The 16,143-nt window shown below is 64.5% G+C and carries 19 protein-coding genes and 1 tRNA gene; 10 read left to right on the forward strand and 10 right to left on the reverse strand.

Translation table 11 applies throughout. The annotated features are described in order from the left end of the window. Positions 1-2 precede the first annotated feature (2 nt). Positions 3-272 (forward strand): cell division protein CrgA, encoded by a 270-nt coding sequence (locus R2770_12415; protein ID MEZ5281263.1) that lies wholly within the window; start codon positions 3-5, stop codon positions 270-272. Positions 273-370: 98 nt separating this feature from the next. Here R2770_12415 and R2770_12420 read toward each other — a convergent pair whose 3' ends face one another. Then, on the reverse strand, positions 371-628 hold the full coding sequence (locus tag R2770_12420; GenBank protein MEZ5281264.1) for a hypothetical protein: 258 nt from the start codon (positions 626-628) through the stop codon (positions 371-373). 73 nt (positions 629-701) lie between these two features. Here R2770_12420 and R2770_12425 point away from each other — a divergent pair, with 73 nt between their 5' ends. Continuing rightward, positions 702-1,067 carry a hypothetical protein gene (locus tag R2770_12425; protein ID MEZ5281265.1) on the forward strand — a complete coding sequence of 122 codons (366 nt, stop codon included), beginning with the start codon at positions 702-704 and terminating at the stop codon, positions 1,065-1,067. A 3-nt stretch (positions 1,068-1,070) separates the two neighbouring features. Here R2770_12425 and R2770_12430 read toward each other — a convergent pair whose 3' ends face one another. The 4 genes from R2770_12430 to R2770_12445 form a co-directional block, all read right to left on the reverse strand. Continuing rightward, a complete protein-coding gene (locus R2770_12430) occupies positions 1,071-1,388 on the reverse strand; it encodes a hypothetical protein (GenBank protein MEZ5281266.1) in 318 nt (105 codons plus the stop codon). Positions 1,389-1,441: 53 nt separating this feature from the next. Continuing rightward, positions 1,442-2,287 carry a pantoate--beta-alanine ligase gene (panC, locus tag R2770_12435; protein ID MEZ5281267.1) on the reverse strand — a complete coding sequence of 282 codons (846 nt, stop codon included), beginning with the start codon at positions 2,285-2,287 and terminating at the stop codon, positions 1,442-1,444. Then, the gene (locus tag R2770_12440) at positions 2,284-3,024 is read right to left on the reverse strand and encodes a DUF2520 domain-containing protein (protein MEZ5281268.1); all 741 of its coding nucleotides are present in this window, start codon (positions 3,022-3,024) and stop codon (positions 2,284-2,286) included. Before R2770_12440 ends, panC begins: the two co-directional genes overlap by 4 nt. A gap of 124 nt (positions 3,025-3,148) precedes the next feature. Beyond that, positions 3,149-3,823: a hypothetical protein gene (locus R2770_12445; protein ID MEZ5281269.1), complete on the reverse strand. Its 675-nt coding sequence runs from the start codon at positions 3,821-3,823 to the stop codon at positions 3,149-3,151. A 115-nt stretch (positions 3,824-3,938) separates the two neighbouring features. On the opposite strand from R2770_12445, the gene R2770_12450 reads away from it, so the two are divergent. From R2770_12450 to R2770_12460, 3 genes are read left to right on the forward strand one after another with little or no spacing between them, the layout of a single operon-like run. Beyond that, complete coding sequence (locus R2770_12450) at positions 3,939-4,565, forward strand: RNA polymerase sigma factor (protein ID MEZ5281270.1); 627 nt, start codon at positions 3,939-3,941, stop codon at positions 4,563-4,565. Beyond that, entirely contained in the window at positions 4,562-4,885 is a 324-nt protein-coding gene (locus R2770_12455) for a hypothetical protein (GenBank protein MEZ5281271.1), read from the forward strand. The genes R2770_12450 and R2770_12455 overlap by 4 nt, the downstream gene beginning before the upstream one ends. Before the next feature lie 25 nt (positions 4,886-4,910). Beyond that, positions 4,911-5,642, forward strand: coding sequence for a hypothetical protein (locus tag R2770_12460; protein MEZ5281272.1), 732 nt, complete (start codon positions 4,911-4,913; stop codon positions 5,640-5,642). Between the two features lie 12 nt (positions 5,643-5,654). On the opposite strand, the gene R2770_12465 is transcribed toward R2770_12460, so the two are convergent. Further along, complete coding sequence (locus R2770_12465; GenBank protein ID MEZ5281273.1) at positions 5,655-6,470, reverse strand: sulfurtransferase; 816 nt, start codon at positions 6,468-6,470, stop codon at positions 5,655-5,657. Continuing rightward, the gene (locus R2770_12470; protein ID MEZ5281274.1) at positions 6,470-7,189 is read right to left on the reverse strand and encodes an MBL fold metallo-hydrolase; all 720 of its coding nucleotides are present in this window, start codon (positions 7,187-7,189) and stop codon (positions 6,470-6,472) included. Before R2770_12470 ends, R2770_12465 begins: the two co-directional genes overlap by 1 nt. Before the next feature lie 78 nt (positions 7,190-7,267). Here R2770_12470 and R2770_12475 point away from each other — a divergent pair, with 78 nt between their 5' ends. Together R2770_12475 and R2770_12480 are read left to right on the forward strand one after the other, a co-directional pair. Next, a complete protein-coding gene (locus R2770_12475) occupies positions 7,268-8,947 on the forward strand; it encodes a chloride channel protein (protein ID MEZ5281275.1) in 1,680 nt (559 codons plus the stop codon). Further along, on the forward strand, positions 8,944-9,651 hold the full coding sequence (locus tag R2770_12480) for a nitroreductase family protein (GenBank protein MEZ5281276.1): 708 nt from the start codon (positions 8,944-8,946) through the stop codon (positions 9,649-9,651). Before R2770_12475 ends, R2770_12480 begins: the two co-directional genes overlap by 4 nt. Before the next feature lie 2 nt (positions 9,652-9,653). On the opposite strand, the gene R2770_12485 is transcribed toward R2770_12480, so the two are convergent. Then, positions 9,654-11,954 (reverse strand): prephenate dehydrogenase/arogenate dehydrogenase family protein, encoded by a 2,301-nt coding sequence (locus tag R2770_12485; protein ID MEZ5281277.1) that lies wholly within the window; start codon positions 11,952-11,954, stop codon positions 9,654-9,656. An 85-nt stretch (positions 11,955-12,039) separates the two neighbouring features. Here R2770_12485 and R2770_12490 point away from each other — a divergent pair. Then, positions 12,040-12,127, forward strand: a tRNA-Ser gene (locus R2770_12490). 237 nt (positions 12,128-12,364) lie between these two features. On the opposite strand, the gene R2770_12495 is transcribed toward R2770_12490, so the two are convergent. Both R2770_12495 and R2770_12500 read right to left on the reverse strand, forming a co-directional pair. Then, positions 12,365-12,631 carry a helix-turn-helix domain-containing protein gene (locus R2770_12495; protein ID MEZ5281278.1) on the reverse strand — a complete coding sequence of 89 codons (267 nt, stop codon included), beginning with the start codon at positions 12,629-12,631 and terminating at the stop codon, positions 12,365-12,367. Positions 12,632-12,991: 360 nt separating this feature from the next. Beyond that, a complete protein-coding gene (locus tag R2770_12500) occupies positions 12,992-13,495 on the reverse strand; it encodes a hypothetical protein (GenBank protein ID MEZ5281279.1) in 504 nt (167 codons plus the stop codon). Positions 13,496-13,807: 312 nt separating this feature from the next. Between R2770_12500 and R2770_12505 the strand changes: the two genes are divergently transcribed. Both R2770_12505 and R2770_12510 read left to right on the forward strand, forming a co-directional pair. Beyond that, positions 13,808-14,092: a hypothetical protein gene (locus R2770_12505; GenBank protein ID MEZ5281280.1), complete on the forward strand. Its 285-nt coding sequence runs from the start codon at positions 13,808-13,810 to the stop codon at positions 14,090-14,092. 518 nt (positions 14,093-14,610) lie between these two features. Further along, a complete protein-coding gene (locus tag R2770_12510) occupies positions 14,611-15,801 on the forward strand; it encodes a Fic family protein (GenBank protein ID MEZ5281281.1) in 1,191 nt (396 codons plus the stop codon). Positions 15,802-16,143 lie beyond the last annotated feature (342 nt).

A 16,143-nucleotide genomic window follows, 5' to 3' on the forward strand; every position in this document is an offset into this window, starting at 1 on the left:
CCATGTCTCGATCGTTCGACAAGCCCGGGCGGGTGACCCCGAAGGGCACGCGACCTGCCGGCTACGACTACGAGGTGGGCCACAAGCCCGCCGCGTCTCCACCAAGCCCTCGCTGGCTGCCCGTAGCGATGGGCATCAGCCTTGCCCTGGGTGTGGCGGTGATCTTCTCCAATTACCTGGGTTGGCTGCCGGGCGCGGCCAGCACCTGGTGGCTCCTGGTCGGGCTTGGGTTCGTCTTGGCCGGCATCATGTTGGCCACCCGCTGGCGCTGATTGCTGTCGCGTCGCCCGGCCGAAATCACACCGATGTAGTTACCCCACAGGGTTACTCACATCCTGTGGATAACTGAGCCGGTTCGGCCTGGCCATTCTCAGACGTCAGAACGACTGACCAGGTCCATTTCTTGCATGCAGCAGCTGGGGCCCATGGGCTCGTCCACAGGTGCTCGGGTCATGCGAACCTCGGTTCCGCACACCGAACACTGGAAGGTCATCTTCACCTTGCGCAGCTCGCCGATGGGCGGAGGTGGTGGCTGGGCCCGGCTGAAAGAGGCCATCATTCTGACGCCCACGGTGTAGACCATCACGAAGAACAGCACCGCTATGACGATGTTCAGCACCTGACCCACAGGTCGAGTGTACGCACGGTGTCGATTGGCTGAAACCGTGGCGTCAAACGTCGTATGGTTGCAGACTGTGGCGGTGATCGAAGACTTTACGTGCGGCACCTCGGACGAAGAGTTGGCGTCGGCGCGTCGTATCATCGCCGATCACCTCGACGCCGAGGGTGTTCACTCAGCGATAGCGCGCGATGTGGTGTTGGCGTTCGCCGAACTGACCACACCCCGAACCGGCGGCCGACCCGATGCGAAGATCTCGGTGGGGCTCGAGATCGATCGTGACGAGATCAAGCTCCGTGTGCACAGCTCGACGGCCATGGTCGCCGATCAGCACGAGTCGGGGGAACAAGACCTGATGTTGCACCTGTTGGGCGATCGTGTCGATCGCGCTGTGGCCGAAGACGGCACCACGGCCATCACGATCACCAAACGCCGACTCGGCCGCTGAGTCTCAGCCGGCGCGGCTCGCCCTGAAGGCACGCGCCAGCAACGGCGACGATTCATCGACCTCCAGCAGTTCGCTGTGCCGCCCCTTCGACTCGCCCACCCAGGGGAACCGATTAGGGGTTTCGTTCACTTCGTTCTGCGGCTGAGGGTCCGAACTCATGTGCTCTTCTTCGGCATCTGCGCGCTCGGAGAAGAGGGTTCGTGCCTGGAAAGACTGGGGTTGTCGCCACGTGCACCCGTCGAGTTCGGGGGCGGAGGTCTGGTCGTCGAACAACGACGGCTGAGCCCAGCGCGCGGCGCCCAGCTCAACAGCCCCTTCCATGTCCGGAAGTTACCAAACCGGCGAATCAAACCACAGGAATGTAATTCGCAGTGTCAGCCGCGCAGGGACATGTTGTCGAGCAGGCGGGGAGCCCCGACCTTGGCGGCGATGATGAGCCGGTCGTCCTCGCCAACCTCAGACACCGGCGACATGTCGTTTGGATTCACCACGGCTGCATAGTCCAGCTCGGCCAGGGGTTCTGCGGTGACTTCGGCCGCCATCAGCTGAGCCAGCGCCGAACCGCTCGTCTCACCGTTGCGAAACGCCTCCACAGCCAGGCGCAGTGCCCGGCTCAGAACCGTCGCTGCCCTTCGCTCGTCGGCGCCCAGGTAGATGTTGCGGCTCGACATCGCCAAACCGTCATCTTCCCTCCTGATCGGGCAGCCGACCACGCGCACCGGCAACGACAGATCGGCGGCCATGCGCGTCACTATCTGTAGCTGCTGGAAGTCCTTCTCGCCGAAGTACGCGCTGCAGGAGCCCACGATCGAGAAGAGCTTCGTCACCACCGTCGCCACGCCCGCAAAGTGCGTGGGACGAGTTGCGCCCTCCCATCGGGCGGCCATGGTCGGTACCTCCACGACGGTCTGAACCGGTGCCGGATACATCTCTTCGACCGTCGGGGCGAAGACCAGATCGACGCCGGCTTCGGCGCATATCGCCTTGTCGCGTTCGATGTCTCGGGGATAGTCCGACAGGTCTTCGTTGGCGGCGAACTGCAAGGGGTTGACGAATATCGACGCGACGACCACATCGTTGTCCTGGGCCGCAGCGCGCATCAGCGACGCGTGACCGTCGTGGAGATAACCCATTGTCGGTACGAACCCGATGCTTCGCCCCTTGGCACGGTGCCCGTCCAGCAGCTCGCGCACCTCGGCGATGGTGTGAACGGTTATCACTGTGTGTCCTCCAAGAGGTTTGGGTCGCGTCCGGCCAATCTCATCGCTTCGCGAGCCATTGCTTTGTAGGTGTCGACTTCGCCGGCCGGCAAAGCGGCCAAGTGTCGAGCGATCGTATTGAGGTCTCCCCGCGCCGCAGGGCCGGTCAGGGCCCGGGCCGCCGACCCGGCCAGCTCGACGTTCTCCAGCGAAGCGGCCATCAAGGCCAGGTACGCGTGCAGCGGAACACCGATCGATGCGGCGAGCCGCTCAACCTGACCTGCCAGGGCGACCAGATGGTTCGACGCTATGGCAGCCGTGGCGTGATACAGCGCCCGATCGGCGGGGTCGACGTTCAGCGTTTCGCCCCCCAGCGCTGCGATCACCTGGGCTACCGCGGGGTCTCCGTCTGCGGCGAATGCGATGCCCGACAGCAGCCGACCTTTGCCGGTGTAGGGGTCGGGCAGCGTCATCAATGGGTGCATCGACGCACGGCGTTTGTGAGGAGCCAGCACGTCGAGGCCCAGCGAGCCCGACAGGTGAACCACCAGGGTTGTGTCCACCTGGTCGACCGATCCGGCCACGGTCGCCACGGCATCGTCGCCCGTGGCGACCACCAGAACGTCCACCCCCTGGGCAGCAGACGCGAGTGGGCCGCCGCGGCCGACGATGTCTGCGACATCCCAGCCCACTTCGGTCATCGCCAAGGCCAGAGACCGACCAGCCCTGCCGGGCCCGATGATGCGCATCGAGTTCATGTCCGTGTTCACTGTCGTAGGGGTTCCACGCTAGCCGCCCACAAAACGGGCGAACGCCCCGGCCGGGGGTGGTGCCGAGGCGTTCGCGGGCGTGTCGGGTGGGGCCGAGCCCACCGCGGCGACTTCAGTCGTCGTTGGCTTCGCTGACCTTGTCGTAGACGGCTGGCCAGAAGCGGTCGCGAGCTGCCCAGATACCGCCTACGCCGAACTTGATGACCATGATGGCGCCGAGCGATGCGACAACGGTGGTGAACAGGGTGTCGACGATGTCCTCGGCGATCTGGATCTGGTCCAGCGCCGCGAATCCGCCGATGACCCAGATGGCGATCGTTATGCCCTGGGTGACGAACCCTCCGTAGCTGAGGTGGCTGAGGGCGCCGCTGACGAAGCCCTTCACCGCGTTTGCGACCGCTCCGGTCAACACGATGATGATCAGCGCCACGAACACCTTGGGTATGAACGCCAGCAGGTCGTTCAAGACATCCTGAACCGCGTTGTCACCGAAGGCGCCGATGGCCAACTGCAGAACGATGATCATCACACCGAAGTAGATGATCTTGGCGAGCAGCAGGCCCGAGTCGGCCCAGCCCGCACGCTCGATGTAGGTGCCGAGCCCACTGCGGTCGACCACTCCGTCGAAGTTCATCTTCGTCAGAGCGCGATGAACGATCTTGCGAATGACCCTCGCGACGAACCACCCGACCAGCAGAATCGCCAGAGCGAAGACGAGCTTCGGCACGAACGTCGCTACGTCGTTCCAGGCATCCTCGATGCCCTCGGTGAAACTGATTGCCAACATGATGTGGCTCCTTTGTGGTTGCGTGTCTCGAAGGCGAGGACTCGCCGTCGATTGGAGAAGTCGCGGCAAAACGCGACTTTTCACCGATGCTCGACGTCACAACCACGTGCAGGCGATGATGTTCGTACGCCTGGCGCCCATGCCGAAGCCCCTGCTGGGGAAGGTCGAGAAGAGATCAGTGTCAAAGGTCACCCCCGATGCCAAAGGCGATCGTGAGAGTGCTCCAGCGACCGCGGCTGGGGTCCCGGCACCCGCAGACCTACAGGCCCTGGTCACCGAGCATTCGGCGGCTATCTACAGGGTCGCGTTGTCGATCGTGCGCGATGCGGCCCTGGCCGAAGACGTAACCCAGGACACCCTCATAAAGGCGTGGCAGGCACTTCCCAGCTTTCGAGGGGAATCTTCGCTGAAGAGTTGGGTGTTGCGCATTGCCCACAACACCGCCATCAGCACGCTGAGGCGCAGGCGTGACGTGCTCAGAGAGCCGACCGAGCTGCCAGAGCGACCGACCCGAGAGACGGTCGAAAGTCGGGTGCAGGGCCGCGAGGCGCTGCGCGAGTTCGAGGACGCCCTGGGCGGCCTCGACGACCTGTCACGTTCCATCGTCGTCATGCGTGAGATAGAACAACTCTCCTACGACGAGATCTCGGAAGCCTTGGGTGTTCCGCTGCCTACTGTGAAGACCAGATTGTTGCGGGCGAGGAGAGCGCTGGCTTCGGCGCTAGGGGAGTGGAAGCCATGAGCCTCTTCCATCCGTCCCGGTCGCGACTCGAGAAGTGGTTCACCCACGACGAGTTGGACGAAGACCTCGAGCGCCACGTCGAGAGCTGCATGCGCTGCTCTGACGAGATCGAGCGTATTGCCGAGGATCAGATCGATGTCGGCTCGGCGTTGGCCGCTGTGCTGGAACCCGAGCCGGGTCTCGAACGGCGTATGGAGACACGCATCGAAGCTGCCATGTTGGCCAAGCGCGACCTGAAGTTGTTGCTGGAGGTGCTGGGCTCGGGCTTCCGCACTGCCAAGATCTTGATCGACCCACCCGACCCCGAATCGCGCCGATGACCGGCGGCTGCACCAGGAGAATCAGATGAACGAATGGATCGCGGTGATCATCGCCATAGTTGGCGGGTTCGTCGTCGGCGCCCTTGCTGCGATCGTCGTTCGCCGGGTCTTTGCATCCGAATCGCGCCCCGAACTCATGCGACGGCTGGCCGACCCGCTTGCGAACCTTGCGTTCTGGATCGCTGTCGTCGTGGGGCTCATCACGGCGCTCGGCATAGTCAATCCAGATTCGCTCGAGACCCTGCCCCAAGACGCCGTCGACTATCTGCCCAGGCTCATCGCCGGTCTCATCGTCTTCATCGTCGGCAACACGGCGGCTGGGCTGGCCGCCTCGGCTGTGTCTGCCGCCCTGGCTCGCGCGTCAGCTTCGTTGCAGCGAGTGGTTCCGGGCGTGGTCAAGGCTGCAATTCTCACCATGACCGTGATCTTGGCCGCCGGCCAGATCGGTCTGGACACGACCATCGTCAACCTGGCGGTGGCTGCCGGCTTGTTCAGCATCGGCCTCGCCGCTGCCCTCTTGGTGGGGCTGGGTGGTCGGTCGGTTTCGGGCGAGGTTGCGGCCGCCCGCGCCCTGCGCTCGATGCTGAACGAGGGCGACTTCGTCGAACTGGACGAATACTCGGGCCGGGTTGTCGCGGTTCACAGCACCGCCGTCGAGCTCGACACCGGCGACAACACGCGGCTCATTCCCAACAGCACCGTGATGGCGCAGTCGTTTCGTATCATCCGGGCCGAGCGCCCCGACGACGCCGATTAGCGAACGCCGGGCTCAGCCCGTCGCCGCAGGCCGGTTGGGGTCGTTCGACCACTGCGACCACGAGCCGGGATAGAGGCGGGCATCGATGCCGATGCTCTCGAGTGCCAGCAGGTTGTGGCAGGCACTGACGCCCGATCCGCAGTACACGACGACGTCGGCACCAGGTTCGACGCCCAATCGTGCGTAACCGTCCGCCAGCGCGGCAGCGTCCTTGAAACGGCCTTCCGACAGGTTCGCCGAGAAGGGCGCGTTGACAGCCCCCGGTATGTGACCCGCCCTCGGGTCGATCGGCTCGGTCTCGCCCCGATAGCGCTCGGGTGCTCTGGCATCGAGCACCACGGCGTTGTCGGCCAGGGCCAATTGGGCGGTCTCGTCGGCGTCGACCATCTTGGCCTGCGGCCACTGCCGCGGCGGATGGTCGACCGGGTCCAGCTGGTTGGTGCCCGATTCCAGCGGGCCGCTCCAGCCCTGCAGCCCTCCATCAAGCAGCGCGGCGGGCGATCCCAGAATCCGCAGCATCCACACGAGGCGTCCGGCACCCATTCCGTCGCGGTCGTCGTAGGCCACGACGACGGTGTCGTGCCCGATTCCCAAGCCGCCCATCGACTGGGCGAAGGCCTCGGCCGACGGCATGGGATGGCGGCCCAACTCTGGCGATGCCGGCAACGCCAGGTGGGCGTCCATGTCCACGAAGATGGCGCCCGGGATGTGCGAGGCCCGATAGGCCGCCCTGGCGTCGGTGCCGTCCAGGTAGAAGCGCACGTCGCACATCACCGCGCCGGGTGGGATGTCGTCCGGGGACACGATGGGGGCAATGGTCGGCGCCATCACGCAGCTCCGAACATCATCAGCCACTGTTCCTTCGTCTTTGGTTTGAACACGAAGTTCGTCTCGCGTGTCATGCCCATCGTCGAACTGGAGGGGAACGAGTATCGGTGACCCGGGAACAGCACGCAGTCGTCTGGCACCTTCGACAGGCGATGGTGCAGGCTCTCGTACATCTGCTCGGGGTCGGCACCAGGTAGGTCGGTCCGGCCGCAGCCGTCCACGAACAGGGTGTCGCCCGACACCAGGTGACCACGAACCAGGAAGCACTGGCTTCCGGGTGTGTGGCCCGGCGTGTGGATCAGCTCGATCTCGACCTCGCCGACCTTCAGCACATCACCGCTGTCGTGCAGGGCCAGGTCGGTGTCGCTCAGGCCGCTCGACTTCTTCACCCACTCCTTCTCGTCGCGTTGGATGTGCACCTTCACGCCGCGCTTTTCGAGCAGCTCATGGACACCCTGGATCTCGTGGCCGAAGATCGCTCCGCCAATGTGGTCGGCGTGATAGTGGGTGGCCAGGGCACCGGTCAGCTGCATCCCGTCGGCGTCGACGATGTCGAGCAGGCCGTCGATGTCGTAGGCCGGGTCTACAGCTACCGCCTCGCCTGTGGCCCGGTCGCCGATCAGATAGATGAAGTTGACCATCTGAACCGCCAGCGGATTGTCGGTGGCGAAATCTCTGCCGGCCAGCAGCTGACGGAAATAGAAACGATCCTCGCTCATGGCGTTGATCGTACGGTGCAGCCGCCACACTGGCGGAATGCGACAATCTTCAGGGCCGATTCCGTCGAGGAGCCGTTCGTGAAGGACCGAATATTCAGATTCGCCGCATACGCCGCTGTTGGCGTGTTCACCGGTCTGATCGTCTCTGGGCTCGAGTTCGTCGCGGTTCACCTCCTTTTCGACCGCGTGCTCGAGGCTCCCTTGTGGGTCAGAACGGTCTCGCCCGGCGCCGGCTTGTTGGTGGCGGTGCTGATCCTCAGGGTCGTGGGCGGAGGTTTGTCGCCGGCCACCTCCGAGGAGTACATCGCGGCCTACCACGACCGAAAGCCGCGGATCCGTTCGAAGCACCTGCCAATTCGGCTTCCGGCGGGCGCGGCAACCATCGGCGGCGGTGGTGCTCTGGGTCTGGAAGGTCCCTCGATCTATGCGGGTGCAACCGTGGGCGCCGCCGTGCAGCACCGTTTGCGGCGCCTGTTCCGCGACAAGGATCGCAAGGCGTTGATGGTCGCAGGTGCAGCAGCTGGTGTTGCCGCCATCTTCAAGACGCCTGCAACCGGCGTGTTGTTCGCCCTCGAGTCGCCCTACCAGGGCGACGTCGCCCGTCGTGCCCTGCTGCCTGCACTCATCGCCTCGGCCGCCAGCTATGTGACCTTCGTGGCCTTCTTCGGCACCGACGAGATCTTCTCGGCCGACCGCATCACCGGCCTGGTCAGCGACCCCGAGGCAGCCGAGACGTTGTTGAGGTTCGACAGCACCGAACTGTGGGGTGCGGCCCTGGTCGGGTTGATGGCCGGCGCCGGAGCGTTGATCTTCTCGCGCATGGTCAAGGTGGCCAAGAAGATCTCGGCCGAACAGCCGTGGTACCTGCGGGTTGCGGGCGGTGCGGTCATCTTGGGCGGCTTGGTGTTGCTGAGCGACTGGCTCTACGAGCGACCCATGTCGATGGGGCCATCGGCGGGCGAGAACATCCTCGACTGGGTCCTCGAACCCGACCATGGCATCGGGCTGTTGTTGCTGCTGCTCGGCATCAGAATGGTCGCCACCACCGTCACCCTCGGCGCGGGCGGTGTGGGCGGGGTGTTCATCCCCCTTGCGATCTTCGGCCTGATCTCGGGGCGTATCGTCGGCGAGGCGTTGGGTGATCCCACCGCCATCAGCCTCTACCCGTTCATCGGTCTGGCCGCCTTCCTGGGTGCGGGTTATCGCACGCCGCTCACCTCGGTGATGTTCGTAGCCGAGTCCACGGGCAACACGGCCTTCGTCGTGCCGGGCCTCGTCGCGGTGGCGGTGTCGCAGGTATTTGTTGGTGGCGCCTCGGTTTCGTCGTATCAGCGGGCGACCCGGTCTGGTCACCTCGAGCGCCGGTTCCGCCTGCCGGTCACCTCGGCGCTGCGCACCGATGTCGACACCATCGGCCCCGACACGTCCATCAACGATTTCGTCTGGAACCACGCCCTGCTCCGCAAGGAGACCGATGTGGTCGTCGCCGACGACGAGCGATACCTGGGCATGTGCAGCGTGCACGACGCATCGACCATCGAACGCGACCAATGGAACAGCACGCCGGTGTCCGCCATCATGCGGCGGGTGAGGCCGGCGCGCCTGTCGATGACATTGCGCGAGGCCACCGAGGTGATGGAGGAGCAAGACGTCGAGAAGATTCCGGTCACCGATGGCAGCGGCCGCTTCGTCGGCGCTGTGCTATCCGACGACATCTTGAAGCTCGACGAGATACTCGAGGAGACCAGCGGCCAATGAGCGACTCACCCGACGAACTCGGCTTGTTGGAGGGCATGGCCACCACCCGAGCCATACGCCGATACACCGACGATCCGATTCCGGCCGAAGACCTCTCGAAGATCCTCTGGTACGCAACCAGGGCTCCCAGCGGCTCGAACAGACAACCGTTCCGCTTCCTGGTGTTGCGCGATGGTCCCAAGGCCGTCCAAGCCAAACGACTGCTGGGCGAGTCGTTCAGGGCCGGCTGGAACGAGAAGCGCTCGACCGACGGGTACACCGCCGGCAGCGGCGTCGATCGCTCGTCGCCCAAGGCCCGCATGGCGGCGACAATGCAGCACTACGTCGACAACTTCGAACAGATTCCCGTTGTGATCCTGGTTTGCCTCAACCGCTATCGCGAGGCCACACCGTTCGAGGGTGCGTCTGTGTACCCGGCGTGCCAGAACCTGTTGCTGGCCGCTCGGGCGCTTGGTTATGGCGGGGTGCTAACCGGCTGGCACGGGGTGGTTCGAGACGAGCTGCATCAGCTGTTCGACCTGCCAGACCAGACGGTCATATCGGCCACCATCACACTCGGCGTGCCGGCCGGCAGTCATGGTCCGGTGCGCAGGCGTCCGCTGCACGAGGTCGTCTACGACGATGCCTGGGGCGCAGAAGCGGCCTGGGCGGTCGATCCTGAGGGCACCAACTTCACCAGCGCCGGACCGCCTCGTACCGCTTGAACTCAGCCCTTCTTGATGTCGTGGCGCACGCCTGGCAGTTCGCCGCCGAGGCGCACCAGCGGTGTGCGTGGCGTCCACGGCACCCGGCCCAGCGTGCGCAGCCCATCTGGCATCGGGCCGTCGGGCTGCTCTTCGCGGCTGGTCACCAGCAGCACCTGGCCGCTGGGCGATGTGATGACCTCGTCGAATGCAGGGCCCACATCGTCGACGAGGCCGTCGATGAGTGCCCGGTTGCGGGCGATCCACAACGTTCGCAGCGTCGGATCAGAGCCGCCGATGAGGTCACCGAACGAGCCGTTGCGCCCGATCACGAGGAAGCGGGTCAGGGCGCCAGCGATGTCGTCGACCTCTCGTTCGGCGACCTTCAACGCCGGAGGCAGCTTGAGGCCGGCCCGGGCGATGGCCACCGCGTCGCCAGCCGTGGCCGCCGCGTCGCAGGCCTCGGCGGTCGAGCCCACCGGCACGGGTTCCAGTCCCCAGCGCTTGATGAATCGGCTGCACTGTTCCAAGGCTTGCGGGTGGCTGAACACGCGGGCGCCGCGCATCTCGTTCAGGTAGAGGCTCGCAGGTACGTATGCGTCGAAGCGCACGGCGACGTCGACCACGCCGGCTGCGGTGACCTCGGGGCCTGCCTCCAGAAGCGCGGTGGCGGTGCGTTCGACCAGGCCCGAGGCCGAACTGGCTACAGGCACCACTCCCAACCGGCCTTCGACCGCTGCCGATATCACGTCGTCGAAGCTCGCCACGGGCACCGTCGTGGCCCCCACCAGCCCAAGCGCTTCGATGCTCTGCTCGGCCGCGGCCTCTGAAAAGGTGCCAGTCGGTCCGAGGTATCGAACTGCGTCGTCGGCCAGGTCGCCCGCGGTGAGGGCCAGTCCTCGTGGCCAGGCGTAGGCGATGCTGACCCGCTCGCGGAGCGTTTCGACCATGGCGTCGACGTCCTTGTCCGCGCGCACCTCGAGCCGTATCACCACCGCTCGCTGGCCGGTTCGCACCACCTCGGATACGACCTCGCAGTTGCGAACGTGACCTTGTTCGGCGACCACCGACAACACACCGGCGCCCGCGATCGACTCTGGAACGAGGAACCGCACGTCTCGTCGCACGAAGGCCAGCCACCTGTTCAGCACGGCGTCGAGCTCGATGTCCGCGACCACGTCTATGCGGCCCAACCCGAAACGGGTGGTCTTGGGTTTGCCGCTTCGCCCGAGTTTGGCGGCGTTGGCCTCGCCGACGCCGTCCAGCAGCACGGCTTCGCCGGCGTCGCCGAACATCAGCTCCTCAAGCGTCACCATCGTGGGGCTCAGGGCTTCGATGCGGCCTACCCGCAAGGTGTCTGGGCGCTCGACCGGAATGATGCCGACGAGGCTCTGGGTGCGATGGTGGCGAGACAGCTCGGCCTTCTTGGCCTGAACCGCGGCCAGGGCCGCGGTCGAGGTCGACTGCACGGTGTCGAACAACGAACCCGAGAAGCCGTCACGGGTTCTGGCCACACGCTCGAGGATGTCGTCGGTGCCTATCTGTTCGATGGCGGCGCCGAGCTCGCTGCGGATTCGGGTGGCATCGCCGGATGTCTGGCGCGAATGCACGTAGCCCTCTTGGGACTCGGCGAGCACTGTGGTGGCAAGCCCCAGCAGGGTTTCGAACAGTGGTGTGCGGTTGGGCCACAAGTCGGTTTCGAGGTCTAGGCCCGAGTCGGCGAGGGCGCCCGCAAAGCCCAGCAGCACCTGCTGAGACATCGTCTCGACGTAGGCCATGACTCGGTCGTGCTCGTCGGGCGTGGCGATCTTGATGATGCCGCCGGCGGCCTCGATGGCCTCGGCCAGCCAGGAGTGGGCCTCTGGTTGCTCGGCGTCTGGAGTGATGACGATGGTCTGCCCATCCAGCGTGCGAACCTGCGGGCTGAACAACGGGTGGGTGCCAAAGACGGTTCGGTTCGCGGCGTGAGAGCGGATGTCGCCCAGTGCCTGGGTCTTCTCCGACGATGTGTCGAACACAACCGCATCGGACCCGACGGCAGGCACGATTCGGGCCGCGACCGACTCGACCTCGGTGCGCGGAACGGCCAGGCACACCGCGGTCGCGGGCATGTCGAGGTCGGCCACCGTCACAGCGTCGGCGATGCTGGTCAGAGTCGGCGCCTGGTCGAACTCCCAGTCGTCGTTCTGCATCGAGGCCAGCGATTGGGCCGTGTCGATCAGGATCACCCGCTGCCACGGCATCGACGCGAAGACGTGACGACACAGCCAACGGCCGATGCCGGCCGCGGCGCCGACGACGACGAGATTGCGGGGAGCGGTCACCAGGCGCAGAGTAGTGCGCCCGGCAGGGTGAGCTTGTCGAGAAAGGGGCTCGGCGGGTGGTGCTGGATTCGGTAGCCTCGTCGACGGAGAGATGGCAGAGCGGACGAATGCGGCGGTCTTGAAAACCGTTGAGCCTCACGGCTCCGGGGGTTCGAATCCCCCTCTCTCCGCCAACGCGTTTGCCACGTCGAGGGCGCCGGTGGAGGGCCCATAACACTGACTCAACACTGGCAAGGGTGCACTGCAGTCACCATCGGTCTTGTAGTTCGGATCCTGCGAGCTGAGTCGAGGCCCGTTCGCGTTGGCCATGCCGACGCGATGGATGGTGGATCGATCACTGTGGGATTCGAGGGCTACAGGGTCACTAATCGTGATCGAGACGCTGCGGCTGAGCTGATTTGAGCGGCGACCTAGTTGCTGGGTCGGTCGACATCGCTGGCGGCGGCGACCCGGCCCCCGGAGATGAACTCGGCGACGTCGCCGGCGTCGAACCGGACGAACTTACCGACCTTGTGGAACGCGATGCGTCGCTCTTGAACGAGCCTGCGCACGAACCGGGGTTCGACGGCGAGCACCTCGGCTACGTCAGCGATCGTCAGAAGTCGGTCATCGTGCGCGCGTCGGGCGACCCTACCTTTGGTAGGTGCATCCGTGAGACGAGACGCGACAAGGAGCATGCGCTCTTTGACGAGTATCGACCTGGCCAGCCCTACAGCCGCAAGGTGATGGCCAGCGCTCCTGCCCGCCCACCGGAAGGATCGGTACGAGGACAGTGCACCAAACCAGCTCGAAATAACCGGCACAGACTTGCTGGTTGCGCAAAGCGCATCCAGCGAAGCTGTCGAATCGAGCACCCGATCGAACCCAAGTACGAAAGTGTCATGAATCCTGCCCGGCCCGTCCAGCACGTGAAGTTCAGTACGTCTCCCCTGCGATTTCTACTGGTTCGGGTTCACGCCGCGTCGTTTCTTGGAGGCCCGTGACGCCTGTTTCTGCGGACACGACTATGGACTCATCGGTTGCGTGCCTTTGCTGGCTCAGCGCTTCCAGAGCGCCCACCATGGCCTCTTCGATGAGTCGGGTGGCCGAGCACCGAGCTCGTCGCGGATGAAGTGATGCGCCTGATCGAACGACTGGCTGGCGGCCTCGGCGCCGCCGTCCAGGAAGGCCATATCGGCCTGGGGGTCGTAGGCGACAAGACCGGTGGCGTTCTCGATCGCCATGGCGACGGTTCGCAGCGTTTCGATGACCTGCTTGGCCTGTTCACCTTCGAACCAATAGGGCGTGTTGAGGCTGATCTCGCCAGGGGCCATGTGCAGCTGCACGGCATTGCCGTCGTCGAGCAATCTCGACCGGTCCTGCTCGAAGAGCTCTGCCTCGGGGACCACGGGCAACACTGCGGCTGCGATGCGATCCCACAGCTCGAGGTCTTCGGCTGTTGGGTCCCGATCCTCGGCAGCTGCCGCCTCGAGGCCATCCATGACGTCGCCCCATCCGGCGCCGGGTTTGGGCCTTTCGACGAAGTAGAGGTCAAAGCTCACAGGCTCGACCCTACCCACACAACAGGCCGGAGCTCGCTACCCGAGATTGGTGTCTGCTGACCATTCGATGTTGTGGGCATCAACTCGACCAGCGGACACAAGCCGATCCGCGATCTCGGCTTGGCGCTGCATGAACGGACTCGCCGAGGTCTGACCCTGGACGGTGTCAGCAACGCGAAGCAGCCCACCGATGACATCACATAGTTGCATCGCCGGGGATTCGGCGCTGTCGACAAACATCGAGTCCCCAAGTCGCTGAGGTTCGAAGAGCGAGCTACTGGCCGGATCGACGAGTCTTGAAGCCACCGTGACATGAAGGAGCATTATTGCCATCCGTGGAGCAGCAGTGGCGAATCCGGGGTTCAAGCGGCCATCTGCTCCAAGTCCCGCATCGATCACCGGGAACACGAGAGCGCTTGGCCTCGAGCGCAGACACCGGTCGAGCATGTGAAGCATGCCGGCCCCGATACTGATCTTGCCCGCTTCAGAACGGTCGTCGTGGATCCTGCCGGCATTGCGATAGCTGACGTGAAGAGCGTCGATGCCCAGGTCAATGACGACGTCGGCAAGGTCGCTCAACACCTTGAGCTTCACTGAGTCAGGATGCGATCGCAGGAACGATGTGTGGTGAAGCTCCTCGGGAACAGCGAGCCTACGGTCTCGCTGCGTCACCTCCGGTAGTGGACCGGCAGGATGAACCGCTAGCACTCGTTCACGGACAGCGACCACGTCCGAAGGCGACAGAATCAGTGCCGTCACCCCAGACCGAGCCCTGGAATGATGCTCATCGACATACAAGAACACGACCTCACCCACGACAATTCCCCCTCCCTCCGATCACAGTCGAACCCTCAAGAGCATCCTCGGCCATCCACCACGGCATTGCCAGGCGTAGATGGACGGCGCAGAACCGACCTTGCCCTCCCATCCGAATCCGACGACGGCACCCACCTTCCGGTAACTACCGAAAGCGCCGAGATACAGCTGGAGATCCTCCGGATCGCCGAGCCAGCGAAGCACCGGGCCGGATCGACAACACCAACCTAGGATTGCGTCGCTGTAATTCCTAGTTTTGCGCGCGAAACTTGGATTTGGGATCCTACAATCCAAGTCTCATGAGATCGCTAGGTGGTTCACCTATCGGAAGCGTTGTACCGATCGTTGGTCACGACGCTCGCTTCGGCGAGGACTACGAGGTCGAGGCGTTCATCCCCGACGACCTTCCGGTAGAGCTTGACCTACCGGGCAGCACGTGGATGGCTGTCAGCGATGCAGCAGCCGAACTAGGTCGACTTGATGCAGCAGCCAGCTTGATTCCCCGGCCCCAGCTCGTTGTCCGCGTCGCGACCAGGCGAGAGGCAATCGGCACGTCGGCGCTCGAGGGAACCTACGCCGAGCTGACGGAGTTGTTCGCCGCCGAGACGATCCCGGAGTCCGCCGACGGCCCGGCGATCACGCCCACCGTCCGCGAAGTAATGAACTACACCCGAGCGGCAGACAGCGCTTTCGCCTGGGTCGCCGACCGTCCGATCACACTCAGCATGATCTGTGGGCTACAGGCCGAGATCGTTCGAGGAACGCCATCGGACGGACCAGAGGCCGGCTCGATCCGTGAGAACCAAGTGTTCATTGGCGCGAAACATCGTCGGGTCTCCGAAGCCCGGTTCGTCCCGCCACCCCCCGGAGACCAGCTACATGCGATGTTCCGACGGTGGATCGACTGGCTAACAGATTCGGCCGCACAAGCGAAGATTCAGCTCATAGCGCGGGTCGCCCTCGCCCATTACCAGTTCGAGACGTTGCACCCCTTCACCGACGGCAACGGTCGTCTGGGTCGTCTCATTGCTGTCCTCCAGATGCTTCGGGAGGAGGCGCTTCGGTCACCAGTCCTGGCGGTTTCTCCGTGGCTCGAGGAACGAGCCGACGAGTACCGCAATCACCTGTTCTCGGTCAGTGAAACCGGGGAATGGGCACCATGGATCGAATTCTTTGCCGAGGCGGTCGCCTCCGAAGCTCGGTCAGGGCATGATCGCATCATGCGGTTGCTCTCTTTGCGGGACGAGATCGGCGATACCGTCCGCACCGCCCGCCCACGAGCCCGCCTCGCGGTCGAAATCGCTGACGATCTCATCGCATACCCAATCCTGTCTGTAGCAGATGCTCAGCGTCGAACAGGTAGGTCGAACCAGGCAAACCGCAACGCGATAACCGCGCTGGTCGACCTGGGCCTTCTCGAGCCCTACAACGACGCCAACTACGACCGCCTCTACTGGAACCCCCGCGTATTTCAGACGATCGAGAGGTAGGCCGTCTATCAGCCAGGCTTGGGGTCTGCACCGAGGCCGTCTCGGCCATCGCCCCCTTTCCGCTGCGTGTGCTTACTTCGCCTCGGCCACTAGCCCGAAGTCTCGGTTCGTGGTTTCGTAGCGCGGGCTTGAGTATCCGGCACTTCTGCCCTGCCCTTGCCGAGAGCAAGAGCGATGATGAGCATGACGCCCGCCGCGGCGCCGAACCTGATGCCCCAGATTGCGTTGAATTCGTGTGTTGACGGCGGGAGGAACGCCACACCGTCAGGGTCCTCGTAGAAATAGCGGCAGGTGGCTCGGGGCGGCCAGGGTTGTCGAGAGACGAGCTCGGTTCGACTGACC

This window comes from Acidimicrobiales bacterium (assembly GCA_041394185.1).
Lineage (GTDB): Bacteria > Actinomycetota > Acidimicrobiia > Acidimicrobiales > Poriferisodalaceae > JAAETH01.